21 protein-coding genes are annotated in these 20,170 nt (G+C 70.1%); 10 read left to right on the top strand and 11 right to left on the bottom strand.

Annotated elements, in window-relative coordinates; all coding sequences use genetic code 11:
- Nucleotides 1–51: 51 nt before the first annotated feature.
- Nucleotides 52–654, bottom strand: a complete 603-nt coding sequence (locus tag QQK83_RS02355; RefSeq protein ID WP_284261324.1) for a GcrA family cell cycle regulator — start codon at nucleotides 652–654, stop codon at nucleotides 52–54.
- Nucleotides 655–817: 163 nt separating this feature from the next.
- Between QQK83_RS02355 and QQK83_RS02360 the strand changes: the two genes are divergently transcribed.
- The gene (locus tag QQK83_RS02360) at nucleotides 818–979 is read left to right on the top strand and encodes a hypothetical protein (RefSeq protein ID WP_284261326.1); all 162 of its coding nucleotides are present in this window, start codon (nucleotides 818–820) and stop codon (nucleotides 977–979) included.
- Here QQK83_RS02360 and QQK83_RS02365 read toward each other — a convergent pair.
- The 5 genes from QQK83_RS02365 to metF form a co-directional block, all read right to left on the bottom strand.
- Nucleotides 960–1,802 (bottom strand): DMT family transporter, encoded by an 843-nt coding sequence (locus QQK83_RS02365; protein ID WP_284261461.1) that lies wholly within the window; start codon nucleotides 1,800–1,802, stop codon nucleotides 960–962. The two genes, QQK83_RS02360 and QQK83_RS02365, sit on opposite strands and share 20 nt — an antisense overlap.
- An 86-nt stretch (nucleotides 1,803–1,888) precedes the next feature.
- The gene (locus tag QQK83_RS02370; protein WP_284261328.1) at nucleotides 1,889–2,851 is read right to left on the bottom strand and encodes an alpha/beta hydrolase; all 963 of its coding nucleotides are present in this window, start codon (nucleotides 2,849–2,851) and stop codon (nucleotides 1,889–1,891) included.
- A gap of 10 nt (nucleotides 2,852–2,861) precedes the next feature.
- Nucleotides 2,862–3,788 carry an ornithine carbamoyltransferase gene (gene argF / locus QQK83_RS02375; protein WP_284261330.1) on the bottom strand — a complete coding sequence of 309 codons (927 nt, stop codon included), beginning with the start codon at nucleotides 3,786–3,788 and terminating at the stop codon, nucleotides 2,862–2,864.
- 82 nt (nucleotides 3,789–3,870) lie between these two features.
- Complete coding sequence (locus QQK83_RS02380; RefSeq protein WP_284261332.1) at nucleotides 3,871–5,061, bottom strand: aspartate aminotransferase family protein; 1,191 nt, start codon at nucleotides 5,059–5,061, stop codon at nucleotides 3,871–3,873.
- A gap of 96 nt (nucleotides 5,062–5,157) precedes the next feature.
- Nucleotides 5,158–6,024, bottom strand: coding sequence for a methylenetetrahydrofolate reductase [NAD(P)H] (gene metF / locus QQK83_RS02385; RefSeq protein WP_284261334.1), 867 nt, complete (start codon nucleotides 6,022–6,024; stop codon nucleotides 5,158–5,160).
- Between the two features lie 93 nt (nucleotides 6,025–6,117).
- Between metF and QQK83_RS02390 the strand changes: the two genes are divergently transcribed.
- From QQK83_RS02390 to QQK83_RS02400, 3 genes are all read left to right on the top strand, one after another.
- Complete coding sequence (locus QQK83_RS02390) at nucleotides 6,118–7,023, top strand: LysR family transcriptional regulator (protein WP_284261336.1); 906 nt, start codon at nucleotides 6,118–6,120, stop codon at nucleotides 7,021–7,023.
- Nucleotides 7,020–7,787: a glycerophosphodiester phosphodiesterase family protein gene (locus tag QQK83_RS02395; RefSeq protein WP_284261338.1), complete on the top strand. Its 768-nt coding sequence runs from the start codon at nucleotides 7,020–7,022 to the stop codon at nucleotides 7,785–7,787. Before QQK83_RS02390 ends, QQK83_RS02395 begins: the two co-directional genes overlap by 4 nt.
- A 75-nt stretch (nucleotides 7,788–7,862) precedes the next feature.
- Nucleotides 7,863–8,657 carry an inositol monophosphatase family protein gene (locus QQK83_RS02400; protein WP_284261341.1) on the top strand — a complete coding sequence of 265 codons (795 nt, stop codon included), beginning with the start codon at nucleotides 7,863–7,865 and terminating at the stop codon, nucleotides 8,655–8,657.
- A gap of 85 nt (nucleotides 8,658–8,742) precedes the next feature.
- Here the strand turns inward: QQK83_RS02400 and QQK83_RS02405 are convergent, their stop codons facing one another.
- Genes QQK83_RS02405 through fsa form a run of 4 tightly spaced genes read right to left on the bottom strand, consistent with a single transcriptional unit; the run spans nucleotide 8,743 to nucleotide 11,862 of the window.
- Nucleotides 8,743–9,429, bottom strand: a complete 687-nt coding sequence (locus QQK83_RS02405; RefSeq protein WP_284261343.1) for a CDP-alcohol phosphatidyltransferase family protein — start codon at nucleotides 9,427–9,429, stop codon at nucleotides 8,743–8,745.
- A 59-nt stretch (nucleotides 9,430–9,488) separates the two neighbouring features.
- Entirely contained in the window at nucleotides 9,489–10,412 is a 924-nt protein-coding gene (locus tag QQK83_RS02410) for a tyrosine recombinase XerC (RefSeq protein ID WP_284261345.1), read from the bottom strand.
- A 4-nt stretch (nucleotides 10,413–10,416) separates the two neighbouring features.
- Nucleotides 10,417–11,154: a DUF484 family protein gene (locus tag QQK83_RS02415; RefSeq protein WP_284261347.1), complete on the bottom strand. Its 738-nt coding sequence runs from the start codon at nucleotides 11,152–11,154 to the stop codon at nucleotides 10,417–10,419.
- A gap of 54 nt (nucleotides 11,155–11,208) precedes the next feature.
- Nucleotides 11,209–11,862, bottom strand: coding sequence for a fructose-6-phosphate aldolase (gene fsa, locus QQK83_RS02420; RefSeq protein WP_284261349.1), 654 nt, complete (start codon nucleotides 11,860–11,862; stop codon nucleotides 11,209–11,211).
- Nucleotides 11,863–11,952: 90 nt separating this feature from the next.
- Here fsa and QQK83_RS02425 point away from each other — a divergent pair, with 90 nt between their 5' ends.
- From QQK83_RS02425 to QQK83_RS02440, 4 genes are all read left to right on the top strand, one after another.
- Nucleotides 11,953–14,142, top strand: coding sequence for a primosomal protein N' (locus tag QQK83_RS02425; protein WP_284261350.1), 2,190 nt, complete (start codon nucleotides 11,953–11,955; stop codon nucleotides 14,140–14,142).
- A gap of 69 nt (nucleotides 14,143–14,211) precedes the next feature.
- Nucleotides 14,212–15,297: a histidinol-phosphate transaminase gene (hisC, locus tag QQK83_RS02430; RefSeq protein ID WP_284261352.1), complete on the top strand. Its 1,086-nt coding sequence runs from the start codon at nucleotides 14,212–14,214 to the stop codon at nucleotides 15,295–15,297.
- Nucleotides 15,294–16,229 (top strand): prephenate/arogenate dehydrogenase family protein, encoded by a 936-nt coding sequence (locus QQK83_RS02435; protein ID WP_284261354.1) that lies wholly within the window; start codon nucleotides 15,294–15,296, stop codon nucleotides 16,227–16,229. Before hisC ends, QQK83_RS02435 begins: the two co-directional genes overlap by 4 nt.
- Complete coding sequence (locus QQK83_RS02440) at nucleotides 16,226–17,230, top strand: extensin-like domain-containing protein (protein ID WP_284261356.1); 1,005 nt, start codon at nucleotides 16,226–16,228, stop codon at nucleotides 17,228–17,230. Before QQK83_RS02435 ends, QQK83_RS02440 begins: the two co-directional genes overlap by 4 nt.
- Here the strand turns inward: QQK83_RS02440 and QQK83_RS02445 are convergent.
- Nucleotides 17,227–18,228, bottom strand: coding sequence for a DUF2125 domain-containing protein (locus QQK83_RS02445; protein WP_284261359.1), 1,002 nt, complete (start codon nucleotides 18,226–18,228; stop codon nucleotides 17,227–17,229). The two genes, QQK83_RS02440 and QQK83_RS02445, sit on opposite strands and share 4 nt — an antisense overlap.
- An 82-nt stretch (nucleotides 18,229–18,310) precedes the next feature.
- Between QQK83_RS02445 and QQK83_RS02450 the strand changes: the two genes are divergently transcribed.
- Both QQK83_RS02450 and QQK83_RS02455 read left to right on the top strand, forming a co-directional pair.
- Nucleotides 18,311–18,847, top strand: coding sequence for a gamma-glutamylcyclotransferase (locus QQK83_RS02450; protein ID WP_284261361.1), 537 nt, complete (start codon nucleotides 18,311–18,313; stop codon nucleotides 18,845–18,847).
- A gap of 82 nt (nucleotides 18,848–18,929) precedes the next feature.
- Nucleotides 18,930–20,168, top strand: coding sequence for a biopolymer transporter ExbB (locus QQK83_RS02455; protein ID WP_284261362.1), 1,239 nt, complete (start codon nucleotides 18,930–18,932; stop codon nucleotides 20,166–20,168).
- Nucleotides 20,169–20,170: the final 2 nt, after the last annotated feature.

Here is a 20,170-nt window from a genome sequence, read left to right on the forward strand (position 1 = left end):
AAAAGCCCCGGTCCATCCGGCCGGGGCTTTTCCCGTGGCGGGGTGCGGGCCTCAGCGACGACGGTCGCGGCGGCTGCTCATGGGCTGGAAGGCGACGCCGACATGCGCCTCGCAATAGGGTTTGCCCTGCTGCACGGGCAGCCCACAGAAGTAGAAATCATCCGTGGCCGGATCGCCGATCGGCCATTTGCAGGTGCGCTCGGTCAGCTCCATCAGGCTGATGCGCTTGGCGGTCTTCTCGACCTCCTGCACCTTGGCGAGCGCCTCGGGGCTGATCTCGTTGGCGGAAGGCTGCGGCGGAAGGGGCTGGCCCGCGGGCACGATGGGGCGGCGGAGCGGCGTGACATTGGTCGGACGCGGTGCAGGCTCGGGCTCGGAGACGGCGGCGGGCTGCTCGGGCTCGGCGGGGGCGGCCTTGGCCTCTTCCTTGCGGGGCTTCTCGGCAGGCTTGGCCTCGGCCTCCTTGGCGGCGGGGGCGGGCTTGGCCGCGGCGGTCGGGGCGCTGCCCGCACGGTTCGACAGGCCGAGGCGATGCACCTTGCCGATCACCGCGTTGCGGGTGACGCCGCCAAGCTCCTTGGCGATCTGGCTGGCCGATTGGCCCTCGCCCCACATCTTCTTCAACAGCTCGACGCGTTCGTCGGTCCAGGACATGCCCGTCTCCTGAATTTGGGGCCGCATGGCGCACGACCCGTTCCAAGCCCACTCATATGGCCGGTCCGGGCCGGAATTTGAAGCCCCATTCTATGCGCTGGGCAGGCAGTGGCAAGTCGCGCACGGGGTGTTGCACCCCGGGGCGGTCTGCGAGCCTCGGGGCATGAGATGGCCGTCGCTTCTGCTTGCGCGTGTCGCGGGCCTCGCCCCGATCCCGGCCTCGGCCGATCCGCCCGAGGTCGCCGCGCGGCTGGCCGCGCATCCCACGGTGCCGGGCGCGGCGGCGGATGCCGTCTTCGCCGTGGCTACGGGCGGCGGCGGTTGACCCGTTCGCGCCACGCCAGCAGCGCGGCCCCGGCGATGATGGTGGCTGCCCCGATCCCGCTGAGGGGGGTGGGCAGCACGCCGAAGAGCGCCGCGTCGTAGAGGGCCGCGAAGACCAGCGTGAGATAGGAGAAGGGGGTGACGAAACTCGCCTCGGCCCGCGCCATGGCCGAGACGAAGCAGAATTGCGCGGCGGCCATGACGGTGCCGATGGCGGCCATGCCCGCCCATTGCTGGGGCGTGGGCGGCTGCCAGACCCAGAGCACGGCGAAGGCGGCGATGCAAAGGCCGATGGTGTTGTTGACGAGCAGGATCTGAAGCGGGCGCTCGCGGCCCGAGAGGCGCTTGATGAAGATCAGCTCGAGCCCGAGGGCCAGCGCCGCGCCAAGCGCCAGCAGCGCGCCGGTGTGGATGCCTTCGCGGCCCGGACGGATCAGGATGAGCGCGCCGCCAAAGGCGATGGCTGCGGCCAGCCAGCGCCATTTGCCCACCCGTTCGCCCAGCAGCGGGATGGCGAGGATCATGCCGAAGATCGGGTTGAGGAAGCTGATGGCGGTGGCATCGGCCAGCGGGATCGCGGCGGCGGCGGCGAACATCAGCGTGACGCCGGACCAGCCGCAGAGCGTGCGGGCGGTGTGGGTCTTGAGGTCGGGGCGGGTGAGGCGGGGCCTCAGCGCCGCGGTGGTGGCGGCGATGACGAGCCACGCGAAAAGGAACCGGCCGAAGCTGACCTGGAGCGGGTGCAGGGCGGGCCCCAGCGTCTCGGTGCCGAGCGCCTTGGCCAGGAGCGTCGTGCCAGCGATCAGCGCGGTGGCGGCGATCATGAAACCGATGGCCGCGCCGGGTGTGTCCCTCGGCCCGTCGGGAAGGGCCGCGGGCGGCAGCGCGCCTTGTGGTGTCACGGGGCCGGTCATGGCGGGGCTGCGAGGAAGGCCGCGATTGCGGGGATCAGCCCGTCATGGAGCGGCAGGGCGGGGTCGGCATAGGTGGCAAGGCTGGCGTTGACATAGGTCTCTAGGCTTGCGGCCTCGTCCAACGGGATCGCCCGTTTCAGCATGTGGGTCATGCCCGAGAGCGTCACCAGCGTCGCGTCGGGGCGGGCCGTGGCAAGCGGGGCGGCCTCGGACGGGGGGACCTGCAGGTCGGCGTCGCCATGGATCATCAGGACCGGCAGGTCGGTCGCGGCCAGCTGTGCGGCGGGGTCGGTCGTCACCAGTTCGCGCAGGTAGGCGCGCGTGGCCGGGCCGAAGATCGCGGCAAGGCCCGGCGGCAGCGCAGCGGTTTCGGCGGTGCCCGTCTCGATCAGCTGGGCCAGGGCCGTGTCGAAGGCGGGAAGGTATGGGCGAAGCGCCGGTTGGGCGGCGATCTGGTCGCGCATGAGCGCGCCGAGCGGACGGCCCGGCCCGGCCAGCAGCACGAGGCCGCAGATGTCGGGCAGGGCGGCGGCGTCGGCGGCGAGGATCGCGCCCTCGGAATGGCCGATGAGCCAGACGCAGGGTGTGCCCGTCTCGGCCCGCAGCAGCGCGACCCAGGCGGCGGTGTCCTCGCGGTAGGCCGCGAGGCTGACGGCGTTCGGATCGCCCTCGCTTGCGCCGATGCCGCGTTTGTCGATGCGCAGCGCGGCGATGCCTTGGGCCGCCAGCCCCTCGGCCAGCAGGCGGTAGGCGTCGCTGGCGAGGCCGAGGTGGGAATTGCCGTTGCGGTCGGTCGGGCCCGAGCCGGGCAGGATCAGCGCCGCCGCCCGCACCGGACCCTCGGGCCGCTCGAGCGTGCCGTGAAGCGTGCCGAAGGGGCGCTGGACCTCAAGCGCCAGCGGATCGGCGGCGGCAGGCAGGGCCGACAGAAGCGCAAGGATCAGCGCAAGGCACCGCATCGGGACGGCATCACACCCCGAGGCAGTGGCGCAGGATCGCCTTTTGCGCGTGCAGCCGGTTCTCGGCCTCGTCGAAGATCACCGATTGCGGGCCGTCCATGACGGCATCCGTCACCTCTTCGTTCCGGTGCGCGGGCAGGCAATGCATGAAGAGCGCGTCGGGCTTGGCGTGTGTCATCAGCGCCTCGTTCACCTGGTAGGGGCGCAGCTGGTTGTGGCGGCGTTCGCGCGTCGATTGGCTGTCATGCATCGAGACCCAGGTGTCGGTGACGACGAGGTCGGCGCCCTCGACCGCCTTTGCGGGGTCGCGTTCGATGGTGACGGTGGAACCCTTGGCGCGGGCCTCTTCGAGGAAGACGCGCTCGGGGTCGAGCGTCGGCGGGCCGGAGAAGGTGAGGTCGAAGCCGAACTGCCCGGCGGCATGGGCGAAGCTGGCGAAGACGTTGTTGCCGTCGCCGCACCAGGTCACCTTCTTGCCCGCGATGGGGCCGCGGTGTTCCTCGAAGGTGAGGATATCGGCCATGATCTGACAGGGGTGGGTGCGGTTGGTCAGACCGTTGATCACGGGGACGGAGGCATGCTCGGCCATTTCGAGCAGCACGTCCTCCTCGAAGGTGCGCAGCATGATGAGGTCGACGTAGCGCGAGAGCACGCGGGCGGTGTCGGCGATGGTCTCGCCATGGCCGAGCTGCATTTCGGAGCCGGACAGGACCATGGTCTGCCCGCCCATCTGGCGCACGCCCATGTCGAAGCTGACGCGGGTGCGGGTGGACGGCTTCTCGAAGATCAGCGCGACCATGCGGCCTGCGAGCGGCTGCTCGTCATCGGGGGTGCCCTTGGGGCGACCTGCGCGGGCGGCCTTCATCGCGGCGGCCTGGTCGATCATGGACCTCAGGGCGGCGGGGTCTGTCTTGTTGATGTCGAGGAAATGGGTCATGGCGTGTCGCCCTTGGCTGGCGGAGGAGCGCGGGGGGCCAGCCCCCCGGACCCCCCGCCGTATTTGGGGGAAGATGAAGGGATCAGGCGGCGGCGATCTTTCGGCCGAGCGCCGTGGCGGCGGCGTCGAGACGCGACACGCCCTCGGCGATCTCCTCCTCGGTGATGGTGAGGGCGGGCAGGACGCGGACCACGTTGTCGCCCGCGGGGACGGTCAGGATATGGGCGTCATAGCCCGCGGCCACCACGTCGGTGTTGGTCGGCTTGCACTTGAGGCCCAGCATCAGGCCCGCGCCGCGGACGCCCTCGAAGATGTCGGGGTGGGCTGCGACCAGCCCCTCGAGACGCTGGCGCAGGAAGCCCGCCTTGGCGTTCACATCGTCGAGGAAGCCGGGCTTCGTGATCTCGTCCATCACCGCGGCCCCCACGGCGCAGCCCAGCGGGTTGCCGCCATAGGTGGAGCCGTGGGTTCCCGCCGTCATGCCGCGCGCGGCGTTCTCCGTCGCCAGCAGCGCGCCGATGGGATAGCCGCCGCCGATGCCCTTGGCGACCATCATGATGTCGGGCGCGATGCCCGCCCATTCATGCGCGAAAAGGCGGCCCGTGCGGCCGACGCCGCACTGGATCTCGTCGAGGATCAGCAGGAGCCCGTGCTCGTCGCAGAGGTCGCGCAGGCCCTTGAGGCATTGGTCGGGCAGCGGGCGGATGCCGCTTTCGCCCTGGATCGGCTCGACCATGATCGCGCCCACGTCAGGCTCGGCGGCCGCCGCGCGCAGCGCGTCATGGTCGCCGAAGGGCAGTTGCCTGAACCCCGGTAGAAGCGGGCCGAAGCCCTTGGTCAGTTTCTCGGAGCCCGCCGCCGAGATCGCGGCGATGGAGCGCCCGTGAAAGGCCCCCTCGAAGGTGAGGATCGTGGTCCGCTCGGGCGTGTCGCTGTCGGCCCAGTATTTGCGCGCCATCTTGACGGCGAGTTCCGTCGCCTCGGTCCCCGAATTGCAGAAGAAGACGGTGTCGGCGAAGCTGTGCTCGACCAGCCGTTCGGCCAGCGCCTCCTGCTGGGGAACGGTGTAGAGGTTGGAGGTGTGCCAGAGCGTGTTCGCCTGGTCGGTCAGGGCCTTCACCAGCGCGGGGTGGCCGTGGCCGAGCGACATCACCGCGATGCCGGAGGCGAAGTCGAGAAAGCGTCGCCCGTCAGCCTCGATCATCCACGCGCCTTCGCCTTTGACGAAGGACAGTTTCGACCGGTTGTAGCTGGGCAGGACAGGCGAGATCATCTCGGACTCCCATGAAAAGAAGGAAGGCCCTGCATTGCCGCAGGGCCACCCATTAGTCAATTGAAGGACGCTGATGGGGTCAAGTGCCTGATGTGATCAGGCGACTTCGCTGAGTTCCACCTTGGGCGTCACGCCGAGCGCGGCGCAGACGTCGCGGGTGAGGTCGGGGGAGTTCAGCGTGTAGAAATGCAGGTCCTCGACCCCGCCCTCGATCAGGTCGGTGCAAAGCTCGGTCGCAAGGGCGGTCGAGAGAAGCTTCTCGCGCCCGTCGCGGGCGGCCTTGTCATAGGCCTCGTCCAGCCAGGCGGGGATGATCGTGCCGCAGGCCTCGGCGAACTTGCGCACGCCCTTCCACGAATTGATCGGCAGGATGCCGGGAATGATCGGCGCGGTGATGCCGGATGCGGCGCAGGCGTCGCGGAAGCGGAAGAAGGTGTCTGCCTCGAAGAAGAACTGGGTGATGGCTGAGTTGGCGCCCGCGTCGATCTTGCGCTTCAGGAAGTCGACGCAGTCCTGCATCGACTGCGCCTCGGGGTGCGGGTCGGGGTAGGCGCCGACGCGCAGGTGGAACTTGCCGGTTTGCGCCAGCGCCTCGATCAGCTCGATGGAATTGGCGAAGCCCTCGGGGTGGGGCGTGAAGTGTCCCTGACCCTTGGGCGGGTCGCCGCGCAGCGCGACGATCTGGGTCACGCCGGCCTCGGCGTAGCTGTGGGCGATCTCCAGCGTCTCGGCGCGGGTGGCGTCGACGCAGGTCAGGTGGGCCGCGACCTCGACGCCGTAATTGGCGTGGATCGTCTTGACCGCGTCATGGGTCAGCGCCCGCGTGGTGCCGCCCGCGCCATAGGTGACCGAGACGAATTCGGGCGCGAGGGGCGCGAGCACGCCGAGCGTTTCCCAGAGCTTGAAAGAGGCCTCGAGCGACTTGGGCGGGAAGAACTCGAAGGAGATGCGCGGCGCGGTCATGGCGATTCTGATCCTTGATCTGTCGCATCAGGGTGTCGCATAGAGTGGTGCTTGCGACAAATTCATAATCCTCAAGATCAATATGAGTTTCACATGCATCTCGAGTTTCGCCACCTGCGCACGATCAAGGCCATCCACGAGGAGGGCGGGCTGGCGCGCGCGGCTGACCGGCTGCACATCACGCAATCGGCCTTGTCCCACCAGATCAAGGGGTTGGAGGACCAGGCGGGGCTGGAGCTGTTCGTGCGGCGCTCCAAGCCGATGAAGCTGTCGCCCGCGGGGATGAAGCTGTTGCGCCTTGCCGAGGAGGTTCTGCCGCGCATCGCGGCGCTGGAGGACGAGTTCGACTCGCTCAGGAAGGGGCGCACGGGGCGGCTGCATATCGCCATCGAGTGCCATGCCTGTTTCGACTGGCTGCTGCCGGTGCTGGAGGCCTTCCGGGTGTCATGGCCGGATATCGACGTCGACATCCGCCCCGGCCTGCAGTTCGAGGCGCTGCCCGCGCTTCTGCGCGAGGAGGTGGATTTCGTGGTGTCCTCGGACCCGGAAAACCTGTCGGGCGTGGATTTCACGCCGCTTTTCGATTACGAGCCGGTCTTCGTCTGCGCGGCGGATCATCCGCTGGCCGCCAAACCCTTCATCGAGGCCGAGGATTTCGCCGACCAGGCGCTGATCACCTACCCGGTAGATCGGTCGCGGCTGGATGTGTTCTCGCAACTGCTGTTTGCGGCGGGGGTCGAGCCGAAGTCGATCCGGCAGGTGGAGCTGTCCGCCGTCATCCTGCTGCTGGTCGCCTCGGGGCGCGGGGTGGCCGTGCTGCCCGACTGGGTGGTGCGGGACACGGGCAAGCATCCGTCGCTGGTGACGCGGCGCTTGACCGAAACCGGCATCACGCGGCGGCTGTACGGGGCGACGCGGGCCGATGACACGGGCAAGCCCTTCATGGCGCAGATGCTGCGGCTGTGCCGCACCGAGCCGCCGAAGCTGCAGCGCGCATGACCGGGCGACATCCGTTCCTCGACCATCCCTTGCCCACGGCGGTGGCGCATCGCGGCGGGTCGCTGGAGGCCGAGGAGAACACGATGGAGGCCTTCGCGCGGGCCGTCGGCCTTGGGTATACGCATGTCGAAACGGATGTGCATGCGACGCGCGACGGGGTGGCGGTGATCCATCACGATCCGACGCTGGAGCGGATGACGGGGCAGACGGCGCGGATCGCCGATCTGGACTGGGCCGATGTCGCGCGCATCCGCACCCATGGCGGCGCGGCGATCCCGCGGGCGGAGGAGCTGCTGGCGGCCTTTCCGCGGCTCAACATCACCTTCGAGCTGAAATGCGACCGCGTGGCAGGGCCGCTGGCCGAGGTCATCACCCGCGCGGATGCGCTGGGGCGGGTCTGCGTCGGGTCCTTCGCGGCGGCGCGGACGGCGGCGATGCGGGGCCTGCTGGGGCCGGGCCTGAGCTGGTCGCCCGCGCAATCGGGGGTGTTGGCGCTGTGGCTGGCGGGCCATGGCCTGCCGATGCGGCGGCCGGGGTTCGCGGTGGTGCAGGTGCCCCGGGTCTACAAGGGCCTCGCGGTCGTCACCCCGCGGTTCATCCGGGCGGCCGCGCGGCGGGGGATCGACGTGCAGGTCTGGACGGTCGATGACGCGCCCGCGATGGCGCGGCTTCTTGACATGGGGGTGAGTGCCATCCTGACCGACCGTCCGTCGGTCCTGCGGCGGGTGCTGGAGGAGCGGGGGCAGTGGCACGGGGGGGCGTGACGACGCCGGATCAAGCCGCTTGGCATTCGCGGGTGCTGCCACTATACGCGCGGCTTGACCGGACGGAGTGACGACATGCAGGGCAGCGCGAACCTCAACATCATGCTCAAGGCCGCGCGCAAGGCGGGCCGGAGCCTCGTGAAGGATTTCCGCGAGGTCGAGAACCTTCAGGTCTCGTCCAAGGGGCCGGGCGATTTCGTCAGCCGCGCCGACCGCGCCGCCGAGGAGATCCTGCGCGACGCGCTGATGGAGGCGCGGCCGAATTACGGCTTCCTCGGCGAGGAAGGCACCGTGATCGAGGGCAAGGACCCGACGCGGCGCTGGATCGTCGATCCGCTCGACGGGACCACGAACTTCCTGCACGGGATGCCGCATTGGGCGGTGTCCATCGCGCTCGAGCACAAGGGCGAGATCGTGTCGGGCGTGGTCTATGACCCCGCCAAGGACGAGATGTTCTATGCCGAGAAGGGCGCGGGCTGCTGGCTGAACGACAGCAAGCGGCTTCGGGTGTCGGGGCGCAACCGGATGATCGAGAGCGTCTTTGCCACCGGCGTGCCCTTTGCAGGCGGCAAGTATCTGCCGGCGACGCTGCAGGATCTCGCGCGGCTGATGCCGGCCTGTGCCGGCGTGCGGCGCTGGGGGGCGGCGTCGCTTGACCTGGCTTACGTGGCGGCGGGCCGCTACGAGGGCTATTGGGAGCGCGGGCTGAATTCCTGGGATATCGCGGCGGGCATCCTGCTGGTGCGCGAGGCGGGCGGGCTGGTGGCGCCGATCCGCGACGGGCAGGACGTGCTGTATGACGGGCAGGTCGTGGCCGCGGCCGAGCCGATCTTCGACCAGTTCGCCAAGGTGATCCGCGACCGCGACTGAGCCGGGCCGCGCAGGCGGCTGTCGGGCCATGCGAATTTTCGTACGAAAATTCGCACCCGCGCCACGCGCGCGGCGCGCCGCTGATCTAACCGCGCGCCGGAAGCAGTTGCTGTGCGATCCCCGCCACCAGCAGGTAGACCGAGGTCGCCGTCACCACTGCCGTCAGGGCCGGGAAATGGGCGAAGTCGATCCAGGCCGCCCAGGCGATGGCCCCCGTCCAGACCAGCGCAACCGGCAGGGTGATCCAGCGCCAGCGTGCGGTGCGCACGGGATGGACGAATTTCAGGTTCAGGAACTGCGCGACGCAGAGCGCGATGACCAGGCCCAGGATCACCTCCCAGGGCGGCACGATGACAAGCAGCGCCAGCACGACCATGTTCCAGCAGCCGGGAAAGCCGCGGAACGACTTGTCGGCGGTCTTCATCCGCGTATCGGCGAAGTAGAGCGCCGAGGCGAAAGGGATCAACAGGACGACGATCCAGCCCGACCAGCCGGGCAGCAGCCCCGAGCCATAGAGCGCATAGGCCGGGATCATCACGTAGGTGAGGAAGTCGATGATCAGGTCGAGCAGCACACCGTCGATGTTCGGCGCATTCTCGGTCACGGCGTAGCGGCGGGCCAACGGTCCGTCGATGCCGTCGACCACGAAGGCCACGGTGAGCCAGATCGTCATCATCGCCCAGTTCTGCTGCGCCGCCTCAAGGAGCGCCAGCATGGCCAGCGATGCGCCGATCGCGGTGAAGAGATGGACGGAATAGGCCCGTTTGGTCATCTGTCCCAGATGCCGGGTTGCGCGGTCAAAGGCAACAGGGACGTGACGGTTTCGTGACCTTATGCCTTGGGGTGTGCCGCGGCATAGACCTCGAGCAGCCTTGCGGCATCGACCGCCGTGTAGGCCTGCGTGGTCGAGAGCGAGGCATGTCCGAGCAGTTCCTGGATCGCGCGCAGGTCACCGCCCGCGTTCAGCAGGTGGGTGGCGAAGCTGTGGCGCAGCGCGTGCGGCGTGGCGGTGGCGGGCAGGCCGAGCTGCATCCGGGCCTGTTCCATGACCTTGGCCACGAGCCGCCCGTTCAGCGGCCCGCCGCGGATGCCGCGAAAGAGCGGCGTGCCCGGCGCGAGGTCATGGGGGCAGAGCGCCGCGTAGCGCGCCACCGCGTCGCGGGCGGCGGGCAGGACGGGCACCTCGCGCTCCTTGCCGCCCTTGCCGCGGATGCGCAGCGTGTCGCCGAGCGGCAGCGCGCCCGCGTCGAGCGACAGCGCCTCGGCCCGCCTGAGGCCGCACCCGTAAAGCAGCGTCACGACCGCCACGTCGCGCGCCGAGACCCAGTCGCGCGCATCCTGCGCGCCCACGGTCTCGAGCATCCGGGCGGCGTCCTCGACGCCGAGGGGGCGGGGCAGGCGGCGGGTGTGCTTCGGCGCGCGCATCGACAGGACGGGGGTGGCGTCGAACCCCTCGCGCTCGGCCCACCAGCGGTAGAACGCCTTGACCGCCGACAGGCGGCGGGCAAGCGAGCGGGGGCCGACGCCGCGGCCGCGCTGTGCCGCCATCCAGGCCCGCATGTCCGTGGTGCCGAGGGTCCGCAGGGCGGCGGGGCCGGGCGCGTCGCCGAGGTGCCCGGCCTGGAAGGCCAGGAAATCGGCCAGGTCACGGGCGTAGGCGTCGAGCGTCGCCTCCGACGCGTCGCGGAGGCTGCCGAGGTCGGTCAGCCAGCGTTGCATCAGGTCGCGCGCTGCGGGGCTGAGCGCGAGGCTCATGGCGTCAGCCCAGCCAGCGTTTCATCTGCCGTTCGAACACGCCCGCGAAGAAGGTCAGCAGATCGGTTCCCTGGCTCGGGCGGAACTGGTGCGGGTCGTCCGAGCCCATCACCAGGAGCGCGGGCAGGCGACCCTCTCCAAGGTCGAGCTGCATCAGCGCCTCGGATTTGATCCAGGCGGCATCGGCGCCGAAGATCGCCTCGCTGCCGTCGCCGACCTGCCGGAGCGTCACCTGCCGATGCGGCACGGCGCGGCCGCCGGTGACGTAGTCGGAGACGAAACCGGGCGCGACCACGGTCAGCACGTCCTCGAGCTTCTGGACATGGGGCGCGCTGGTGCTGGTGGCATCCGCGCTTTCCAGCACGAGCCGCACCCGGTCGACGCGCAGCGTCGCTGCGACATCTGTGGCCAGCGTCTTGAGAAAGCCGGTGAACTCGGCCTGGTCGAGAAGCGCGAGGATCGCGCGGTGGATCTGGTTGGTGCCCGCGAGGTTCTCGTAGGCGGCCGCGATCACGGCGCGATGGGTGTCCTCGAGCCGGTCGAGCCGGTTCTCGAGGCGCTCCATGGCGATGCCGCGCATGTCGACGATGTTGCCGCCCATCTGCCGGTCGTTGGCCGCGATGAGCGCCCGCATCAGGTCGCGGTCGTCGAGGATCAGGTCGGGATCGCTGAGAACGCGGTCCCGCCAGTCGTCGTTGTGATTGGCAAGGTCTGCCAGGTCGTCGGCTTCAACGCTGCTCACCGGTCGTGCCTCTTCGATGGTCTTTTTCGGTTTTCCGGTGACCCTACACGAAAGTTACAGGATTTTCTGCCCCGTTTTTTCCCAATCCTTGAGGAAGGCGTCGAGCCCCTTGTCGGTCAGGACGTGGCTGGCCATCGCCTTGATCACGGCGGGCGGCGCGGTCGCCACGTCGGCGCCGATCAGGGCGGCCTGTTTCATGTGGTTGGCCGTGCGGATCGAGGCGGCGAGTATCTCTGTGGAGAAGTCGTAATTGTCGTAGATCTCGCGGATCTCGGCGATGAGTTCCATCCCGTCGAGGTTGAGATCGTCCAACCGCCCGATGAAGGGCGAGATGAAGGTCGCGCCGGCCTTGGCGGCCAGAAGCGCCTGGTTGGCCGAGAAGCAGAGCGTCACGTTGACCATGCGGCCTTCGCCCGAGAGCACCTTGCAGGCCTTGAGCCCGTCCCAGGTGAGCGGCACCTTGATGGTGATGTTCTCGGCGATCTTGGCGAGTTCCCGGCCCTCGGCGATCATGCCCTCGGCGTCGAGCGCCACGGTCTCGGCCGAGACGGGGCCAGCGACCATCTCGCAGATCTCGGCGGTCACCTCCTTGATGTCGCGGCCCGACTTGGCGATCAGCGAGGGGTTCGTCGTGACCCCGTCGACCATGCCCAGATCGTTCAGCTCGCGGATGGCGTCCACATCGGCGGTATCCACAAAGAATTTCATCTGGTCGGTTCCTTTCCATCGGAATACGTGCTGGTTTGGCGGCCTTCTACCGCAGGTTATCGCTAACGGAAAGGCATGTATCGGGGCGGCATGGGCGAGCATTTCCACGAGGGCGAGCTGATCGGCGTGTTGACGCCGGAGCCGATCGACCGGGTGCTCGATTACCGCGCGCCCGAGGGGGGCTGCTGGCTGGGCGCCTTCGTCGAGGTGCCGCTCGGGCCGCGCAAGGTGCTGGGCGTGGTCTGGGGGCCGGGGCGCGGCGATTTCGAAGCGTCGAAGATCCGGGCGGTGTCGCGCGTTCTGGACGCCGCGGCGATGCGGGAGGAGTTGCGGGTCTTCCTCGAAAAGGCCGGGGCCTACACGCTGACGCCCCTGTCCCAGATGCTGCGGCTGGCCAGCCGGGTGCCGGGGCTGAGCGATCCGCCCTCGATGCGCAAGATCTACCGGCTGGGGCAGGGAGAGCCCGACCGGATGACCGACGCGCGGCGTCGGGTGATCGAGACGCTGGTGGAGTATGGCGGGCTGGGCTTCACGCTCAAGGAGCTGTCGGACCTGGCCGGCGTGACCTCCTCGGTGGTGAAGGGGCTGGTGGCGCAGGGCGTGGTGGAGGAGGCCGACACGCCGCGCGATGCGCCCTACCTGCCGCTCGATCCCGACCGCGCCGGAAAGGCGTTGACGGGTGACCAGGCGGCGGCGGCCGAGGCCCTGCGCGCGGGCATCCGAAGCGGGCGCTATGGGACGACGCTTCTGAAGGGCGTGACAGGGTCGGGCAAGACCGAGGTCTATCTCGAGGCGGTGGCCGAGACGCTGAAGCAAGGGCGGCAGGCGCTGGTGTTGTTGCCGGAGATCGCGCTGACATCCGAGTTCCTGACCCGCGTGGAGGCGCGCTTCGGCGCGAAGCCCGCGGAATGGCATTCGGGCGTGACGATGACCGAACGCCGCCGGGCGTGGAAGATGATCGGGCAGGGCGAGGCGCAGCTGGTCGTCGGCGCGCGCTCGGCGCTGTTCCTGCCGTTCCGCGATCTGGGCCTGATCGTGGTCGATGAGGAACACGACAGTTCCTACAAGCAGGAGGAGGGCGCGCTGTATAATGCGCGGGACATGGCGGTGCTGCGGGCCTCGCTCAATGAGGCGCAGGTGGTGCTGGCCTCGGCCACGCCGTCGCTGGAGACATGGGCGAATGCGGCGGCGGGTAAATACGCGCGGCTCGACCTGACCGCGCGCTTCGGCGAGGCGGTCTTGCCCGCGATGCGGGCGATCGACATGCGGTCCGAGGACCTGCCGGGGCAGGCGTGGATTTCGCCCGCGCTGCAATCGGAGGTCGCGGCGCGGTTGCGCAAGGGCGAGCAGTCGCTGTTGTTCCTCAATCGCCGCGGCTATGCGCCGGTGACGCTGTGCCGGGCCTGCGGGGCGCAGGTGGGGTGCGATCATTGCGACGCGCGGATGGTGGAACACCGGTTCCAGAAGCGGCTGGTCTGCCACCAATGCGGCGAGACCAAGCCCCTGCCCGAGACCTGCCCCGCCTGCGGGGTCGAGGGCAAGATGGCCGCCGTGGGGCCGGGGGTGGAGCGCATCGCCGAGGAAGCCGCGCGGGTGTTCCCGGACGCGAAGCTGGCCATTCTCAGTTCCGATCTGTTCGGCTCGGCCCGCGCGCTCAAGGCCCAGATCGAGGAGATCGCGGGCGGCGAGACCGACATCATCATCGGCACGCAGCTGGTGGCGAAAGGGCACAATTTCCCGCGGCTGACGCTGGTGGGCGTGATCGACGCGGACCTCGGGCTTCAGGGCTCGGACCTGCGCGCCGCCGAACGGACCTTCCAGCTGATGCGGCAGGTCTCGGGGCGTGCGGGGCGGGCGGATGTGCCGGGGGTGGCGCTGTTGCAGACGTTTCAGCCCGAACACCCGGTGATCCGCGCGATCCTGTCGGGCGACGAAGAAGGCTTCTGGCGGGCCGAGGCCGCCGAGCGCGAGGCGGCGGGGATGCCGCCCTACGGGCGTCTGGCGGGGATCATCATCTCGGCGGACGAGGCCGCGGCGGCCTTTGACCTCGGCACGCGGCTGGCGCGCAACGACGGGCCGATCCGGGACGCGGGCGGCATCGTCTACGGCCCCGCACCCGCGCCCATCGCGCGGGTCCGCGGGCGGCACCGGGTGCGGCTTCTGGTCAAGGCGCCCAAGGGCGCGGCCCTGCAAGGGGCCATCGCGCGCTGGATCGCGCCGGTGAAGACCTCGGCAAAACTGCGCCTGTCGGTCGATATCGACCCGCAAAGCTTCTACTGATAGCGGTTTTCTTGGGGGGCGAACCCCGCTAGAGACTGCGCCAATCCCTCGCCAGACAGGTGTTCCGACATGTCCGCCCCGATCCGTCCGCAGCCCGGCATCCTCGACATCGCGCTCTACCAGGGCGGCCAGTCGGCGCTGGAGGGCGTGGCCGAGCCGCTGAAGCTGAGTTCGAACGAGAATCCCTTCGGCCCCTCGCCCGCCGCCGTGGCGGCGATGGGCCGCGCGCTGGGCGAAAGCCACCGCTATCCCTCCACCGATCACGCGGGCCTGCGCGCCGCGATCGCCGAGGTTCACGGGCTGGACCCCGACCGGATCGTCTGCGGCGTGGGGTCGGACGAGATCATCCATTTCCTCTGCCAAGCCTATGTCGGGCCGGGGCTGGAGGTGATGCACACCGAGCATGGCTTTGCCATGTATCGCATCAGTGCGCTGGCCGCGGGGGCTGTGCCCGTCGAGGTGCCCGAGCGGGACCGCCTGGTCGATGTCGACGCGATCCTCGAGCGCGCCGGGCCGCAGACGCGGCTGGTCTTCATCGCCAACCCTGCCAACCCCACGGCGACCTTCTTGCCGATGGAGGAGCTGACCCGGCTGGCCGAAGGGTTGCCGGAGGAATGCCTGCTGGTGCTGGACGGCGCCTATGCCGAGTTCGTCGAGGGCTACGACGGCGGCCGCGCGCTGGTCGAGGCGCGGGAGGACGTGGTGATGACGCGCACCTTCTCCAAGGCCTACGGGCTGGGCGGGCTGCGCGTGGGCTACGGCTATGCGCCGCGGCATGTCGTGGATACGCTCAACCGCATCCGCGGGCCCTTCAACCTGTCGGGCGTGGCGCTGGCCGGGGCCGAGGCGGCGATGCGGGACCTGGACTGGGTGGCCGAGTGCCTGCGCGTGAACGCCGAGGAACGTGCGCGGCTGGTGGGCGGGTTGCGGCAGCTCGGCATCGCCTGCGACGAGAGCTTCGCCAATTTCGTGCTGGCCCGCTTCGCGGACGAGGGCGAGGCCACGGCGGCGGATGCGCATCTGAAGGCGGCGGGGATCATCGTGCGGCATCCCAAGGGTTACGGCTTTCCGCAGGCCTTGCGGATCACCGTGGGCCGGCCCGAGGACAATTCCCGCGTTCTGGACGCGCTGGCGACATTCAAGGGGGCGGCATGAGCGTGATCTACACCCGCGTTGCGCTGATCGGTCTGGGCCTGATCGCGGGGTCGATGGCGCATGCGATGCGCCGCGCGGGGCTTGCGGGCGAGATCGTGGGCACCGCGCGCTCGGCGGAAACGCGGGCCATCGCGCAGGAAATCGGCCTCTGCGACCGCATCACCGAGACGGCGGCCGAGGCGGTCGAGGGCGCGGACCTTGTCGTACTCTGCGTGCCGGTGGGCGCGATGGGCGCGGTCGCGGCCGAGATCGCGCCGCATCTGGCCCCGGGGGCGACGGTGACCGATGTAGGCTCGGTCAAGCGCGACGTGATCGAACAGGTCGGCCCGCATCTGCCCGACGGCGTGCATTTCATCCCCGGCCACCCGCTTGCGGGGACGGAACACAGCGGCCCGCGCTCGGGCTTCGCCGAGCTCTTCGACAACCGCTACACGCTGCTGACGCCCGTCGAGGGGACGGACCCCGCGGCCACGGCGCGGCTGCGCGCGCTCTGGGAGGGCTGCGGCGCGAATGTCGAGGAGATGGACGCCGATCACCATGACCTCGTGCTGGCGGTGACCAGCCACACGCCGCACCTGATCGCCTACACGATGGTGGGCGTCGCCGACGACCTGCGGCGCGTGACCGACAGCGAGGTCATCAAGTATTCCGCCGCCGGTTTCCGCGATTTCACGCGGATCGCGGCCTCGGACCCGACGATGTGGCGCGACGTGTTCCTGACCAACAAGGATGCGACGCTGGAAATCCTCGGGCGCTTCACAGAGGAGCTTTTCGCCCTGCAACGCGCGATCCGGCGCGGCGACGGCGACCACCTGCACGCCTATTTCACCCGCACCCGCGCGATCCGACGGGGGATCATCGAGGCGGGGCAGGATACCGATGCCCCCAACTTCGGACGCACGCCGTCGAAGCGCGAGGTGCCCGGCGGGTGAGGCGCGGCGCGGCATATCCGGCCGCGGTTCTCGGGGCGGTGCTGGGGGCGGTGCTGGGTCTGGCGTCGCTCGCGTTGCCCGCGACGGCCGAGGCGCCGGACCGGTCTCTTCGTCCCGATCCAAGACCCGGCGGCGCGCCCGCCGCGGTGGCCGACCCCGGTGCCCCGGTTCGCGTGGTCGTCACGGCCACGGCACTTGCGCCCGGCGGCTCGCTCCGTCCTGTGCCACGGGGCGGCGGGGCAGCCGTGCAAGCCGCCACGTCGCCCGTGGCGCAGCCCCGGACACCAGCGCCAACGCCTGCGCCCGCCGCCGACATGCCGCAAGCGGTGGGTGCGTTGGTCTTTACCGGCGGCACGGGCACGCGGCTTGCGGTGGCGCAATCGTTGCGCCCCGGCCAGCGGCCAAGCGGGCTTGTGCAGGCCACGCGCGCCACGGCGGCGCGCAACATTCCCGCCCGCGTGGCCCAAAGCGGGCGGAGCGGGTCGCTCTGCGGTGTTGCCGGTCTCTTGGGCGAGGAGCTCGACCCGATCCCCGGCCGCATCCGCGGCTGCGGCGTCGACGAGCCGGTGCGCCTGCGCGAGGTCGACGGCATCGCGTTGAGCACGCCCGCGACGGTGAACTGCACCACGGCGCGCGCGCTGCAAAGCTGGGTTCAGCGCAGTGTCGTGCCGACGGTGGGCCGGACGGGGGGCGGGGTGCGCTCGCTCAGGGTCGTGGCCTCCTACGCCTGCCGGACCCGCAACAACCAGCCGGGCGCGCGCATCTCGGAGCATGGGCGCGGCAACGCGATCGACATCGCGGGGATCGGGCTGGCCGATGGCAGCGAACTGACGGTTCTGGGCGGCTGGCGCGACCGGCGCGCCGGGCCGATCCTGCAGCAGCTGCACCGCGGGGCCTGCGGACCTTTCGGCACGGTGCTGGGGCCGAACTCGGACCGGTTCCACCAGGACCATTTCCACTTCGACACGGCGTCCTACCGCTCCGGCCCCTACTGCCGTTAACGAAGCCTGAACCGTGGCCCTTCGCCCACCGGAAGCGGGCCGAGGAAGACGAAGCCCTCGTTGAAGCGCAGCGTGACGTCGAGGTCTTCGCGCCGCCCGGAGAGACCCGCGAGGAACCCCAGCGCCCCCTCGGCGGTTCGGCGCGCGCCCTCGGTGATCAGGCCCGCGCGCTCGGCCATGGCCAGCATCTCGGGCCAGTTCTCGGCCCGGATGGCGATCTCTCCGGTGCCGCGTCCCTCGGCGTCCACGTCCAGCGCGCCCGACATGCGCAGCAGGAGGGTGCCCCATTCCGCGCGCGCCTCGGCCAGGTCGATCCGCAGGGGCTGGGGGCGGGCCTCCTCGATCGCCGAGAGGTCCCAGGGGCGGTCGAAGGTGACGGTGGACTGTGTCCGCACCACCGGGATCGCGCCGGGCAAGAGGCCCGCGGGGTCGAGCAGGCGGGCGATCTCTTCGGGCGGGGTGACCTCGGTCGCCTCGAAGAGAAGGGCATAGCCCGCCTCGGTGCCGTCCAGCCGGATCATGTCGAGATGGCCCGCCGCAAGCCCCGCCTGCCACCCGAGGCTGCTGTCGATGCGGATGCCTTCCATCCGGGTTTCGGAGGCGTCGAGGGCGAAATTCGCCGTCGGCCGCAGATCGAGCGCGGAGGTGAGCGTGGCGGCGGTGATCTCGAGCCGTTCGAAGGGCGAGGCGAGTGTCTGGGTCTCGGGCCAGACGGCTTCCACCCTTCCGGGGGCGAGCGCAGCCTGCCGGAGCGTCAGGCCCGGCGCGGACCAGACCAGCCCCGTGGCCGGATCGGCCAGCGACAGCGCGCCGAAGCCGGTCACGAACTCGGCGGGGAAGCCCGAGACCGACAGGTCTTCGCGGGTCACGACCCAGCCCTCGGCCTCGCGCGCATCAAGCCACGCGGAGACCGCGCGTTCCGTCACGATGGCCCAGCCGAACCAGCCGACCGAGGCCAGCGCACAGGCAAGGGCGAGGCCCAGCAGCAGGCGTTTCATCGCGGCCTCCCCTATCGTTTCGGCGCGTGCCCCGCTATAGCCCGCCCCGCGGCGACTGACCATGCAGGAGGCGACGGGCGGCATGAGTGATCTTTGGGTCTTCGGATACGGCTCCCTTCTGTGGAACCCCGGTTTCCCGGTGGCCGAGACGCGGGTGGCGCGGCTGCAGGACTGGCACCGCAGCTTCTGCATGTCCTCGATCCATCACCGCGGCACGCCCGAGCGGCCCGGCCTCGTGCTGGCGCTGGATCATGCGCCGGGGGCGGTCTGCCACGGGATCGCGTTCCGGGTGGAGGCGGGCCACGCCGAGGCGACGCTGGCCTATCTGCGCGAGCGGGAGCTGATCTCCTCGGCCTATCTCGAGACCCGGCAGGAGGTGACATTGGCCGAGGGTGGCGTTCTGGGCGATGTGCTGACCTATGTCATCGACCCCGGCCACGAGCAGTATTGCACCCTGACGCTCGAGGAGCAGGCGCAGATCATCGCCGGTGCCACGGGCGGGCGCGGGCCGAACGACGAATATCTCGAGAACACGGCGCGGCACCTGCACGAGCTGGGCCTGCCGGATGCGGACCTCGACTGGCTCGTGACCCGCGTGCGCCAGGTGAAGGCGGGCTGAGGGCGCGAGGGCCAAAGCGCATTGGCTTTGCGCCGCACCGCCTGTAGGTTGCGGCCAGTAGAACAAGACCCCGGCGGGCCCCATGGCGAGTAGAGCAGACAGCGGCGCACAGGCACCTTTCATCACGCGACCGACGCAGCAGATCGTGCTGATGCTGATCATCTGTGCCGCCGTCGCGGCGGGGGGCGTGCTGATCTGGCCCTCGGTGCAGCCGGTCTTCCTGACCTCGCCCTACCTGAACGGCACCATCGGGGTGGTGTTCATCGTCGGCGTGCTGGCCTGCTTCTTCCAGGTGTTCCAGCTGTTTTCCTCGATCGCATGGCTGGAGGAGCTGACCGGCGGCGGGGCGCAGGCCGGGACCGAAAGGCCCCCGCGCCTGTTGGCGGCGATGACGGGGATCGCGCGCGTGCGCGGCCGCGGCTTGCAGGTGACGGGGCCGGCGGCGCGCTCGATGCTCGACTCGGTCGGCGCGCGGATGGAGGAAAGCCGCGACATCACGCGGTATATCGCCAACCTGCTGATCTTCCTCGGGCTTCTGGGCACGTTCTTTGGCCTTGCCACCACCGTTCCCGCGGTCGTCGACACGATCCGCTCGCTTCAGCCCACCGAGGGCGAAGAGGGGATGGCTGTCTTCGGGCGGCTGATGGACGGGCTCGAGTCGCAGCTGGGCGGCATGGGCACGGCCTTTGCCTCGTCGCTGCTGGGGCTGGCGGGCTCGCTGGTCGTGGGCCTGCTGGAGCTTTACGCGGGCCACGGGCAGAACCGGTTCTACCGCGAGCTCGAGGAATGGCTGGCCTCGATCACGCGGGTCAGCTTCGCCGGTGGCGAGGGGGAGGGCGGGGGCCTCGACAAATCCACCATCGCAACCGTGCTCGACCACATGGTCGACCAGGTCGAGACGCTGCAATCGCTCTTCGCGCAATCCGAGGCGCGCCGCGCCGAGACCGAGGCGCGGATCGTCCAGCTTGCCGGCGCGGTCGAAGGGCTGACCGAGCGGCTGGGCCCCGAGCCTGTTGCCGCGACGCTACGCCTTGCCGCGGCGCAGGAGCGGTTGTCGGAGGTGCTGGAACAGGGCGCGGCGGGCACCGGCGACGAGGAAAGCCGGATGCGCCTGCGGTCGATCGACGTGCAGTTGCTGAAGATCTACGAGGATCTCGGCGCGTCGCGCGATGCCGAGTTGCAGCCGCTGCGCGCCGACATCGGCGAGCTGACGCAGGCGCTGCGCGACCTGGTGACGGCGGCCCGCGCCCCGGTGCGCCAGCCGCGTGCGGCGCAGCCAGCCCAGCCGCCCCAGCCGCCCGCCGCAACCGGCGGGGAGTGACG

Origin of the sequence: Roseicyclus amphidinii, assembly GCF_030163755.1 — a bacterium.
In the GTDB taxonomy this organism is placed as follows: Bacteria; Pseudomonadota; Alphaproteobacteria; order Rhodobacterales; family Rhodobacteraceae; genus Roseicyclus; species Roseicyclus amphidinii.